Below are 11246 nucleotides of genomic sequence, written 5' to 3' on the forward strand. Positions count from 1 at the left end.
CCTGGAATGCGGCCTGCTCGTGCCTGTGTGCCGCAAGCGGCTCGGAGAGTTCGAAATTGGCACCCGCAACCGCGTCGCCGATAATGGTCATGACCGGACCTGTGAGGTCGTTGCGGCCTTCCAGCGACGGCAGGTCGGCAAGCGTGCCGTGGAAACGGCGGCGGTTTTTCAGGCTGGCGTTTTCGACAACGGCGACCGCCGTATCGGGCGACAACCCGGCATCGATGAGACGCCCCGCGACATCGGCGGCGACCGAGCGGCCCATGTAGACGGCAACGGTCGCACCTGAAATGGCGAGCTTGGCCCAGTCGGGCAGCGAGCCGCCCTTGAGATCGTGCCCTGTGGTGAAGACCATCGAAGAGGTCACGCCGCGCAACGTCAGCGGCAACTCGAAATCGGCGGCGGCGGCAAAGGCCGAGGTGACACCCGGCACGACCTCGTAGGAGACACCAGCGTCGCGCATCGCCTGCATCTCTTCGCCGGCGCGGCCGAATACCAGCGGATCGCCCGACTTGAGACGCACCACGCGCTTGCCGGCCAGCGCCAGTTCGACGAGCAGATCATTGATCTCGCTTTGCGTCTTGGAATGGCAACCCTTGCGCTTGCCGACCGGCAGCCGCTCGGCGTCGCGGCGGCCCATTGAAATCACCGCCTCGGGCACCAGCGCGTCATGCACGATGACATCGGCTTCCATCAAAAGGCGATGGGCACGCAGGGTCAGCAGGTCTTCGGCACCAGGACCAGCACCGACCAACGCGACATGACCCTTGATGGAGCCGTTCTGCAGCAACAGTTCGGTCGCCGCGTCATGCGCCTCGGCAAGCTGGCCATTGTCCAGGGCGCGCGCCGGAGCACCTTCGAAGAATTCGCGCCAGAAGCTGCGCCGCACATTGCCTTTGGGCAGCAAGCGCTCGACGGCGTCACGGAAGCTCGCGCCAAGCGTTGCCAGCGCGCCCAGCTGCGGCGACAACATGCGGTCGACGCGGGCACGGATCATCTGGGCAAGAACCGGCCCCGCTCCTTCGGTGCCGATGGCAATCGCGACGGGCGCACGGTTGACCAGTGCGGGCGTGAAGAAGTCGCACAGTTCGGGGCGGTCGACAGCGTTGACGGCAATGCCGAGGCGGCGGGCGTCCTGGGAGACGCGATGGTCGAGCGCTTCATCACCGGTGGCCCCGAACACCAGCACAGCACCCTCGACCAGCGCCGCCTCATAGGCAGCGTGGATACGGGTCGCGCCGTTGGCCGCGATCCAGTCGCGCAGATGCGGCTCGACATTGTCGGCGATGATGCGGATTTCTGCGCTGGACTGGCTGAGCAGGCGGGCCTTGGCCAGCGCCTCATCGCCACCGCCGACGATGGCCACGACTTTGCCTTCGACCTTCAGGAAGATCGGAAAGGCATTCAGCTTGGCGGCGGCTTGCGTCATGTCAGGGGTTCCAGAATACCCGATATTTTTAGCCGCCCTTGCTGCGCCGCAGAAGAAACGCACTCGCGCGCCCCGACTTGGGATGCAATCGCTTTTGCCCGCGCCTTTGCGGCAAGAGAAAATTATTCCGCGCACTGCTCCGCAAGGTCATTTGCGGTCGACGCCGCCCCGTGAGCACGCCACTGCCGCCTCAAGGCCCGCAGCCCTTGAAATCTCCCGCAATTGCCAGGCTTGCAGGGTAACTGACCCTGTCGGTGACTAGGTGAGCACAGTGACACTGCCGGGCTCGTTTTTCTAATTTCTACTAAGTTAGTAGAATTAAGCCGGGCCGTCTCACCATGGATCTTTCGGAACATCCGCGGTCACCTCGCGTTCCCCAAGCGGGGCACAACGCCTCGCCAGAAAAAGGAGCACGACATGACGCACATCAATCTGAAGCATGGGATCTGGGTGCTGGTGGCGKATGGCGAAAAGGCGCTGTTCCTGAAGAACCAAGGCGACACGAAATATCCAAACCTCGAAGTCGTGCGCGAGATGGAACAGGAAAACCCACCGACGCGCGAACAAGGCAGCGATCGCCCCGGACGCTATAGCGACGGTCCCTCGGCCCATCGCAGCGCGGTCGACGACACCGACTGGCACAGGGTCGCCAAGGAGCGCTTCGCCGACGAGATCGCAGCGCGGCTCTATAAACTTGCCCACGCCGGCGATTTTCGCGAGATCGTCCTGGTCGCGCCACCTGTGGTGCTCGGCGAACTGCGCAAGAAACTGCACAAGGAAGTCGACAAGCGGGTTTCGGGTGAACTTCCCAAGACGCTAACCAATCACAGCGTTTCCGACATCGAGTCGATCCTGATGGCGGCCTGATCCGCCACAGTAGTAGCAAGCAACCCAATGGTGTGTGCCGGCAGCGATTGCCGGCATTTTTTTGGGCCACCGGCCTAGTTTCTTGGCCGCTTAGGGTTGCGCATGCGCACTTGGGTCCACCATATTGGAAACGCAGCGGTTTTCACCGCGCACCCCAACAAATCGCCAACTTTCCGAAAGGTGCCGCCGGGACAATGCCGCATGACACGCCCCTCATCGCAACCATCGTCGCCGGTCTGGGGCTGGCATTCATTTTTGGCGCTCTCGCCAATCGCTTCAAGGTTCCGCCGCTTGTCGGCTATCTGATCGCCGGCGTTCTGGTCGGGCCGAACACGCCCGGTTTCGTCGCCGACCAGAAACTGGCTCTGGAACTCGCCGAAATCGGCGTCATCCTGTTGATGTTCGGCGTTGGCCTGCATTTTTCGCTGAAAGACCTGTTGTCGGTGCGCGCCATCGCCGTGCCCGGCGCGATCGTGCAGATCGGTTTTGCCACAGCCCTTGGCGCGGCACTGGCCTGGATGCTCGGCTGGTCGATCGGTGCCGGCCTGGTGTTCGGCCTGGCGCTGTCAGTCGCCTCCACGGTCGTGCTTTTACGCGCCCTGCAGGAGCGCCGCATGATCGAGACCGAGCGCGGACGCATCGCCGTCGGCTGGCTCATCGTCGAGGATCTGGCGATGGTTCTGGCACTCGTGCTGCTGCCCGCGCTTGCCGGCGCCCTCGGCGGCGATCAGCAGGCGTCGCAGGCGCCCAACATTCTCGCCCTTCGCTTCGATTTGGGTGTTTGGGGCGTACTCGGCATCACCCTTGCCAAGGTTGCCGCCTTTSTCGTCCTGATGATGGTCGTCGGCCGCCGTGTCATTCCCTGGCTGCTGCACTACGTCGCCCATACCGGCTCACGCGAACTGTTCCGCCTGGCGGTGCTGGCAATCGCGCTCGGCGTGGCCTTCGGGGCCGCGAAACTGTTTGGCGTGTCGCTGGCACTCGGCGCCTTCTTCGCCGGCATGGTCATGAGCGAATCCGAGCTCAGCCATCAGGCGGCTGAAGAAACGCTGCCGTTGCGCGATGCGTTTTCGGTGCTGTTTTTCGTTTCGGTCGGCATGCTGTTCGACCCGACGAGCCTGCTCAGCAACACCTGGCCGATCCTTGCCACGCTGTTCATCATCATCATTGGCAAGTCGGTGGCTGCCTTCCTGATCGTCGTTGCCTTCGGCTATCCGATCGCAACCGCGCTCATCATTTCGGCCAGCCTCGCCCAGATAGGCGAGTTTTCGTTCATGCTCGCCAGCCTCGGCGTCAGCCTCGACCTGTTGCCCGAGCAGGGGCGCGACCTGATCCTGGCCGGCGCGATTCTGTCGATCGTGCTCAATCCTCTGGCCTTTGCCGGTGCAGCGCGCCTGAAGCCCTGGCTCGAAAAGCGCGCCGGCATTGCCGAAGCTGTCGAAGCCGTGCCGATCGGCCCGGCGACCGAACCCGGCGAGGTCGCGACCACATCAGTCGTGCCGGTCATGGCCGACGAGGATGCGCCGCCTCCGACCAAGCTCACCGACCACACCATTCTGATCGGCTATGGCCGCGTCGGTTCGCTGGTCGGCAAATCTCTGAAGGAGGCCGGCCTGCCCTTCCTAGTCATCGAGGATGCCCACAAGACGATCGCCAAGCTCAAGGCCGACGGCATCGAGACGGTGTCCGGCAATGCGGTCAAGGGGGAGGTATTCGCCTCGGCCAATGCCGCTGGCGCCCGGCGGCTGATCCTGGCCATCCCCAATGCCTTCGAGGCGGGCCAGATCATCCTCAAGGCCAAGGCCGCCAATCCGGAGATGCTGATCGTCGCGCGTGCCCATTCCGACGCCGAGGTCGATCACCTCACAGGCCTCGGCGCCGACAAGGTGATCATGGGAGAGCGCGAGATCGCGCGCGGCATCGTCGAGCAGGTGCTGGCAGCGGACGCGCCGCCGATCGGCGATCCCAAGCCGTCACCGGCGGCTGCCTGATCGGCTGGGGTACAATCAGGCGCTGTTGCTAGCGGCGAGCTGGGCAAGATGGCCGGGCAGATCGGTGCCGGAGCCAGCCGCATTGATGGTGTCGAAATAATCGTGCCAGCCGGACGCGGCGATGCCCTGCAAGAGCGCGTCGAGTGCTGCATCGTCGGGGAAACGCCAGATGGCGAAGAAACGATGCGGGGCGGGATGGATCTTGGTGGCATCGGTTTCACCCAGGGCAATCGCCTCGACGCCGAGCGCTGACAAGGCGGCCATGCCGGCACCTATGGCTTCGAAGAATGCCTGGCGCCCGGCTGCGTCAAGTGCCAGCCATGCGGGTTTCGGAGTGTAGAGCTCGGCTAGATAATGCGCCATGTTGGTTTCCTTTCGACAAGGCGCTGCCAACGGCCACGGGATGCGGCCGCGTTTGCAAGCGCGGGAATTGGGTTAGGGAGCAGGCGCCGCGTCAGCTGGGAGGCGCGCTGGGCTTTGCTGCTGCGGGATCGAGATTTTGCCAGACACGGCTAAGCAGATCGCCAAACAGCTGGCGGTCGTCGGCGCTGAAGCCGGCAAACAGCGTAGCAATCCATCTGGTGTGCTCATCGAACAGGTCACGTGCCGCTGTCTGCCCCTTGGCGCTCAGGCGCACCGAGATCTTGCGGCGGTCCTCAATGCCCGGATGGCGCGCCAGGAAACCGTCGCGTTCGAGCCCGTCGAGCAGCCCGGTGATCGTCGCGCGGGTGACGCCAGCGCGCTCGGCCAGCTCGTGCGGCGACAGCCCTTCTGGGCGATCGTGCAGCAGAAATAAAAGCACGAACTTGCCCTCGGACAGCTGGTGCGGGGCGAGACGGGCGGCGCAATCCCGGTCGATCGCCGACGACAGTGCCAGGATTTCCAGGCACAGCCGCAAGCCAGCCTCAGGCCTGCCCCGGCGCTTGGCCTCGTCCAGCAGAGCGAGATGTTTCTGTTCGAGCATTGTCATACGTCGCCATATAGTATGGCGCCATATTAACTGTCAATCGCCGTTTGAACGCGATCCGCGCAAGCCAGGCGAAAAGGCTAGTTCCCCAAAAGCACGTCCAGAATAGAGGTCTCGCGGCGCTGGGTCGGACCACCGACATCGCCGGGGGGTACCGGGCGGCGGATGGAGGCAGTCGAGGATTGCTCCTGCGCACCGGCATCACCGACCTGCTCGACCGGCCGGCGTTGCTGCACAGGCTGCGGCGCTGCCGGGAAGCTGTTCTCGTCGAGAGGCTGATTTTCGATGGCGACATCGGGCGTTGCGGGCTGGGGCGTCCACGAGCCCGGCAATGCCGCCACCGGCACGCCCTCATGGGCCGCGACCATGAATTCGTGCCAGGCGAGCGCCGGCAGCGCGCCACCGGTGACCTTCTTCATCGGCTTGCCGTCGTCATTGCCGAACCACACGCCGGTGGTCAGGTTCGCGGTATAGCCGACGAACCAGGCATCGCGCGAATTCTGGCTGGTGCCGGTCTTGCCGGCGGCCGGCCAGGCGAAGGCAGCCTTCTTGGCCGAGCCCTCCTCGACCACCCCGGCCATCATGGCGTTCATCATGCCAACGACCTCGGGGCTGATGACACGCGGTCCACCCCCGGCGGTGCTTTCATACAGCACCTTGCCGTCGGTCGTGGTCACCCGCCGGATGATGTGCACGTCGGGGCGATAACCGCCATTTGCGAAAGGTACATACGCCGCCGTCAGCTCGAGCGGCGTCACCTCGGATGTGCCGAGCGCGATCGAGACATTGGGCTGCAGCTCGGATTCGATGCCCATGCGATGGGCAGCCTCGACCACGGCGTTCGGCCCGACTTCCATGGCGAGCTGGGCGGCAACAGAGTTCAGCGATTTGGCAAGCGCTGTCTTCAGCGTCACCTTGCCGAAATATTTGCCATTGTAGTTTTCCGGGGTCCATTTGCCGATCTTGATCGGCGCGTCGTTGCGCACGCTGTCTGGCGTACGGCCCTGCTCCACGGCTGCCATGTACACGAAGGGCTTGAAGGCCGAGCCCGGCTGGCGTCGCGCTTCGGAGGCGCGGTCGAACTGGCTGGTCGAATAATCGTAGCCGCCGACCATGGCGCGCACCGCGCCCGAATTGTCGATCGACACCAGCGCGCCCTGGCTGACATTGAGCTTCTGGCCGTTCTCGTCGATCAGGCGCCGGATCGATTTTTCGGCTAGGTCCTGCAGCGTCATGTCGACCGTGGTGTCGACGATGATGTCGGAACGGACCTCGCCGATAAGCTCGGGAAGCTCCTGCATGACGCGGTCGGCGACGTAGTTTTCCGAACCAGTCCAGAACGAGGCGACACGAGCCGCTGGCGCGTTAACGGCGTTGGCCAGTTCCTTTTCGCCGATCATGTCCTGGTCGCGCATCGCACCCAGAACCAGTTGGGCGCGGTCGCCGGCAGCCTGAGGGTCGCGGGCCGGCGATAGCCTGGACGGCGCCTTGAGCAGGCCTGCGAGCAACGCTGCCTCGGCAAGCGTCACGTCGCGCGAGGACTTGCCGAAATAGCGCCGCGAGGCCGCTTCCACGCCGTAGGAACCCGAGCCGAAGAACACCCGGTTGAGATACATTTCAAGGATCTGGTCCTTGGTGTGCTTCTGCTCCAGCCAGATCGCCAGCAGCACTTCCTGCACCTTGCGCTCCAATGTGCGGTCAGGCTTCAGAAACAGGTTCTTGGCCAGCTGCTGGGTCAGCGTCGAGCCGCCCTGGGTGAAGCGCCCATGCAGGAACCTTGTCGACACGGCGCGCGCAAGGCCAATCGGGTCAAAGCCGAAATGCGAATAGAAGCGCTTGTCTTCGATCGCGATCACGGCCTGGGGAATGTAAGGCGACATCTGGTGCAGGCCGACGGCCTCGCCGCCGGTCATGCCGCGATTGGCGATCAGCTTGCCGTCGACGCCGACGATCTTGATGTTGGGCGAGCGGTCGGGGATCGCCCATGTCGTGGCGCTCGGCATCTTGGCGCCGTAATAGACAACGATGCCGGCGGCAGCGATGCCGCCCCAGATGGCGAGCACGAAGCACCAGTAGACCAGCCGGCCGACGATGCCGAACATGCCACGGCGGGGCTTCTTGACCCGGCCGCGCGGCGTCGACCTTGTCTTGGAGGATTTGCGTTTGGCCGGGGCTTTGCGGCTAGGCACGACGCGATCCTCCTCGCGCACCGAAAACACCTCGTCTTCCGCATCGTTGCGCGGGCTGTCGAAGCTGGGCTCGATGCGTCTGTCTTTTCGGTTCGCCATACCTGTCTGTCCGGCCCCCATGCCAATGGCGTTCCGGTTGGACATTAAATGCGGCGATTTAAGGAGGCATTAAGTGAAGCGGTGTGGAGAAGCGTGGGGCTACGGCCGAACTGCCTCACGGCCCAATGGTCTTGTTGAGAGCAGCCGAGATGCGTTCGCGCAGTATCTCGGCGATGTCGGTGTCCATATGCAGGCGCACGCGGCCACCGCGCGCATCGACAAGCGTCACCGCAACGCCGTCGAGCGTGTCGTCCTTGGCCGGCTCGACAGCCGCAACCATGAACTCATGCTCTTTTCGGTCGGGTTTTTCGGCCATGGCGGTTCTCCCTGGCAGGGCGACCAGATGATACGCCTATTCTTCCTCGTCGTCGCCACCAGGCTTGGACCAGGAGTGCGGGGAAATCCGCTTTTGGGTGTCGCTGTCGACATAGGCCCACCAGCCCTCGTCGCTGTCGTCCCATTGGCCACCGGCAGCCTTGAGGCGGGTGAGCGAACGGTATTGCGCGAGCGATTCGTTTTCCTGGCCGTCGCGGTCGGTCCAATAGACCATGACCTTTGAGCCATCCTTGGGTGCGGTGGCGATCGGCAATTTGGCGCTCATGCGGTTCCCCTCAAATCTGATTGCGAACAACAGCCGACCGCGCGGCCCGGTAAAGCCACGCGGCGGCGAATGTCATCGGCGCGTCAGCAAAGCCGCCAACAGACCGAAAACGGCAACGCCCACGAGCGCAGTGGTCATCGGATTGTCTTGAGCGGTCTTTTGAGCTGCACGCGCCTGCTTGCGCATCGCCGGCATCGCGTCGGAAAAACGTTCGTAGAACCCATCATAGAGCTCTGAGGCGCTTTCGCGGGTATCGGCAAGTGCTGCCGTGCTGCGCTTGGACATCGCCTTGGTCAGCGAAGCGACCTGCTTGGTCAGCTGGGAAACCTGTTCTTCGAGGTCGGTCTGGATTTCTTCACGGGTCGTGGCCATTCGGGTATATCCTTTCACTAGATTACCCAGCCCAAACGGCTCAGCCGCCCAGTTCGTTCCCAAAAAAGGCGTGCCCAAAGCCCGTCATCCCGAAAACCGATGTCGGTTTTCGGGATGGAAAATACACAATTTCAATAGGTTGATAGATTTCAGCTGTGGGCGAAGATGTCTTCTTCGTCCCAGCCCATCAGGTCGAGCTTGGCGCGGGTGGGAAGGAAGCGGAAGCAGGCCTCGGCCTCCTTGGCGCGTCCGTCGCGTTCAAGCCGGCCAGCCAGAACGTCGCGCAGGCGATGCAGGTAAAGGACGTCGGAAGCGGCATATTCGAGCTGCTCGGGCGAAAGCGTCTCGGCCGCCCAGTCCGACGACTGCTGCTGCTTCGACAGGCTGACACCCAGAAGCTCGTTGCAGATGTCCTTGAGGCCGTGGCGGTCGGTGTAGGTGCGGCAAAGGCGCGAGGCGATCTTGGTGCAGAACACCGGCTCGGCCATGACGCCGAAGGCATTGTAGAGCACGGCAATGTCGAAGCGGCCGAAATGAAACAGCTTCGTGATCTTGCGATCCTTGAGCAGGGCAACGAGGTTCGGTGCCTTCTTCTGCCCTGGCGCGATCTGGATCACGTCGGCAGTGCCGTCGCCCGGCGAAATCTGCACGACGCAGAGGCGGTCGCGATGCGGGTTCAGCCCCAGCGTTTCGGTATCGATGGCGACCGCATCGACATTGTAGTGGTCGAGGTGCGGCAGGTCGTTCTTGTGAAAGCGGATGGTCATTGTTTTCTCCGATCGCGGCTTGGCTCGTCCTCGCCGCGATCGGATGAAAAATCAACAGAAAGTTGATCTTAGGGGGTCACGAACGGGTCAGCGCCTCAAGAATACGGGCCCAGGAGCGCTGGCCCTTGTGGAACGAGTTCAGGTCGTACTTCTCGTTGGGCGAATGGATGCGGTCGTCGGGCAGGGCGAAGCCGACCAGCAGCGATTCCATGCCGAGATAGGTCTGGAAGTCACCGACGATCGGGATCGAGCCGCCCATGGCAATCATCACCGTCTGCTTCGACCACTCATCCGACAGCGCTTCCTTGGCCTTGCCCAGGAAGGGCGAGTCGTAAGACAGCTGGATCGCCGGCGAGCCGCCATGCTCGTGGAACTCGACACTGCAATCGGCGGGAATGCGCGCCTTGACGAAATCGCGGAAGGCGGTCCGGACCTTCTCGGGATCCTGCTTGTGGACGAGGCGGAACGACACTTTCGCCGAGGCTTCCGCCGCGATCACCGTCTTGAAGCCCTTGCCGGTGTAGCCACCGATGATGCCGTTGAATTCGGCTGTCGGCCGCGCCCAGACCAGTTCGAGCACCGAACGTCCCTTTTCGCCCGAGGGAATCGACAGGCCGACCTCGCCGAGGAATTTCTCGGCCGTCTCACCCAGCGTTTCCCAAGACTTCAATATCTGGGACGGGGTTTCTTCGACACCGTCATAGAAGCCGGGAATGGTGACATGGCCGGTGTCGTCGTGGATGTCGGCGAGCACCTTGGCGAGGATGCGCACCGGGTTGGCGGCGGCACCGCCATATTCGCCCGAATGCAGGTCGCGGTCGGCGGCGTGAACTGTGATCTCCTCGCCGACCAGTCCGCGCAGTGCAATCGAGATCGCGGGTGTATCGCGGTCCCACATGCCGGTGTCGCAGACCATGGCGAAATCGGCCTTGAGCTCTTCGGCATTGGCATCGAGGAACGGCTTGAGCGACGGCGAGCCGGACTCTTCTTCGCCTTCGAACAACAGCGTGATCTTGCACGGCAGGCCGCCATGCACCTCTTTCCAAGCGCGGCAGGCCTCGACGAACAGCATCAGCTGGCCCTTGTCGTCGGACGAGCCACGGCCGGTGATGACCTTGAGGCCAGGCGCGATTTCCTTGATCTTGGGATCGAACGGATCGCTCTCCCACAGCTCCAGCGGGTCGACCGGCTGGACGTCGTAGTGACCGTAAAACAGCACGTGCGGCGAGCCGGCGGGGCCGTCATGATGGGCAACCACCATCGGGTGGCCTGGCGTGTCGCGGACGCTGGCGTCGAAACCGATGGTCTTGAGATCGGCGACCAGCCATTCGGCGGCTTTGCGGCAATCGCCTGCAAAAGCCGGATCGGTGGAAATCGACTTGATGCGAAGCAGGCCGAAAAGGCGCTCCAGGGACTGATCGAGGTTTTTATCGAGACGGTCGAGAACGGGCGCTAGCGCGGTCATGTGGGTGCCTTTCGATTCTTCTGCGCCGCAACCTAGTGACCGAACACGAAAACGAAAAGCCAGCAACATTGGGCCAGCGACCGATGGGAGATGCTTTGCTGTGTTGGAAATAAAAAAGTGCCGCCGTGGTGGAGGGGTAGCCACGGCGGCACATTCTTTAAACGGTGCGGCAGCCCGGAGAGGGGGATGAGGCTGCCGCAGGGTCCGGATAGGCGGGGGACGGGCCTGAGACCGGACTTCGGCAAAAACTGCCGATGCCCACTATTTGTTCCTTTGAACGTGGCGATTCAAGGGCACGGAGATTACACTTTTGTAACATGACCGTGATTGACCCCTTAGCACGGTCTCAGCCCTTGGCCTGCTTGCAGCTCTATTCGTTCAATGGCATTCCGCCAACACCAAAATCCTGCAGATCGACTTCATTAACAACCACAAATATTGGGGTCGGCTTCTTGCCGAGGACATCGACCAAAAGATCAGTGGTGCCCTTGATCAGAAC

At 63.0% G+C, this 11246-nt stretch carries 12 protein-coding genes; 2 read left to right on the forward strand and 10 right to left on the reverse strand.

The genetic code is table 11. The features are described 5' to 3' along the window. Window positions 1-1429, reverse strand: a 1429-nt coding sequence (gene cysG / locus AC1DWF_RS26180; RefSeq protein ID WP_476842219.1) for a siroheme synthase CysG, incomplete at its 3' end; no start/stop codon positions are given. Window positions 1430-1846: 417 nt separating this feature from the next. Here cysG and AC1DWF_RS26185 point away from each other — a divergent pair. Then, a complete protein-coding gene (locus AC1DWF_RS26185) occupies window positions 1847-2296 on the forward strand; it encodes a baeRF12 domain-containing protein (RefSeq protein ID WP_476842220.1) in 450 nt (149 codons plus the stop codon). Between the two features lie 194 nt (window positions 2297-2490). Then, window positions 2491-4287, forward strand: coding sequence for a YbaL family putative K(+) efflux transporter (ybaL, locus tag AC1DWF_RS26190; RefSeq protein WP_476842221.1), 1797 nt, complete (start codon window positions 2491-2493; stop codon window positions 4285-4287). Window positions 4288-4302: 15 nt separating this feature from the next. Here ybaL and AC1DWF_RS26195 read toward each other — a convergent pair whose 3' ends face one another. From AC1DWF_RS26195 to AC1DWF_RS26235, 9 genes are all read right to left on the reverse strand, one after another. Further along, window positions 4303-4650 carry a DUF6616 family protein gene (locus AC1DWF_RS26195; protein ID WP_476782329.1) on the reverse strand — a complete coding sequence of 116 codons (348 nt, stop codon included), beginning with the start codon at window positions 4648-4650 and terminating at the stop codon, window positions 4303-4305. Between the two features lie 91 nt (window positions 4651-4741). Continuing rightward, window positions 4742-5257 carry a MarR family winged helix-turn-helix transcriptional regulator gene (locus AC1DWF_RS26200; RefSeq protein WP_476782328.1) on the reverse strand — a complete coding sequence of 172 codons (516 nt, stop codon included), beginning with the start codon at window positions 5255-5257 and terminating at the stop codon, window positions 4742-4744. A 77-nt stretch (window positions 5258-5334) separates the two neighbouring features. Further along, the gene (locus tag AC1DWF_RS26205; RefSeq protein ID WP_476782327.1) at window positions 5335-7542 is read right to left on the reverse strand and encodes a transglycosylase domain-containing protein; all 2208 of its coding nucleotides are present in this window, start codon (window positions 7540-7542) and stop codon (window positions 5335-5337) included. A 115-nt stretch (window positions 7543-7657) separates the two neighbouring features. After that, complete coding sequence (locus AC1DWF_RS26210) at window positions 7658-7858, reverse strand: hypothetical protein (RefSeq protein WP_476782326.1); 201 nt, start codon at window positions 7856-7858, stop codon at window positions 7658-7660. Window positions 7859-7894: 36 nt separating this feature from the next. After that, entirely contained in the window at window positions 7895-8143 is a 249-nt protein-coding gene (locus AC1DWF_RS26215; RefSeq protein WP_476788535.1) for a hypothetical protein, read from the reverse strand. Between the two features lie 72 nt (window positions 8144-8215). Next, window positions 8216-8515: a hypothetical protein gene (locus AC1DWF_RS26220; RefSeq protein WP_476782324.1), complete on the reverse strand. Its 300-nt coding sequence runs from the start codon at window positions 8513-8515 to the stop codon at window positions 8216-8218. A gap of 149 nt (window positions 8516-8664) precedes the next feature. Continuing rightward, the gene (locus AC1DWF_RS26225; protein WP_476785233.1) at window positions 8665-9282 is read right to left on the reverse strand and encodes a ribonuclease D; all 618 of its coding nucleotides are present in this window, start codon (window positions 9280-9282) and stop codon (window positions 8665-8667) included. Between the two features lie 76 nt (window positions 9283-9358). Then, on the reverse strand, window positions 9359-10747 hold the full coding sequence (locus AC1DWF_RS26230; RefSeq protein ID WP_476785234.1) for a M20/M25/M40 family metallo-hydrolase: 1389 nt from the start codon (window positions 10745-10747) through the stop codon (window positions 9359-9361). A 370-nt stretch (window positions 10748-11117) separates the two neighbouring features. Continuing rightward, window positions 11118-11243: a tautomerase family protein gene (locus tag AC1DWF_RS26235; protein WP_476842222.1), complete on the reverse strand. Its 126-nt coding sequence runs from the start codon at window positions 11241-11243 to the stop codon at window positions 11118-11120. Between the last annotated feature and the right edge of the window lie 3 nt (window positions 11244-11246).

The organism is Aminobacter sp. P4_D5 (genome assembly GCF_056401815.1).

What these genes read in the sequence shown, in the direction of transcription:
- AC1DWF_RS26195 (WP_476782329.1), bottom strand. Translation starts at nt 4,650, where the DNA reads ATGGCGCATTATCTAGCCGAGCTCTACACTCCGAAACCCGCATGGCTG.
- AC1DWF_RS26200 (WP_476782328.1), bottom strand. Translation starts at nt 5,257, where the DNA reads ATGACAATGCTCGAACAGAAACATCTCGCTCTGCTGGACGAGGCCAAG.
- AC1DWF_RS26205 (WP_476782327.1), bottom strand. Translation starts at nt 7,542, where the DNA reads ATGGCGAACCGAAAAGACAGACGCATCGAGCCCAGCTTCGACAGCCCG.
- AC1DWF_RS26210 (WP_476782326.1), bottom strand. Translation starts at nt 7,858, where the DNA reads ATGGCCGAAAAACCCGACCGAAAAGAGCATGAGTTCATGGTTGCGGCT.
- AC1DWF_RS26215 (WP_476788535.1), bottom strand. Translation starts at nt 8,143, where the DNA reads ATGAGCGCCAAATTGCCGATCGCCACCGCACCCAAGGATGGCTCAAAG.
- AC1DWF_RS26220 (WP_476782324.1), bottom strand. Translation starts at nt 8,515, where the DNA reads ATGGCCACGACCCGTGAAGAAATCCAGACCGACCTCGAAGAACAGGTT.
- AC1DWF_RS26225 (WP_476785233.1), bottom strand. Translation starts at nt 9,282, where the DNA reads ATGACCATCCGCTTTCACAAGAACGACCTGCCGCACCTCGACCACTAC.
- AC1DWF_RS26230 (WP_476785234.1), bottom strand. Translation starts at nt 10,747, where the DNA reads ATGACCGCGCTAGCGCCCGTTCTCGACCGTCTCGATAAAAACCTCGAT.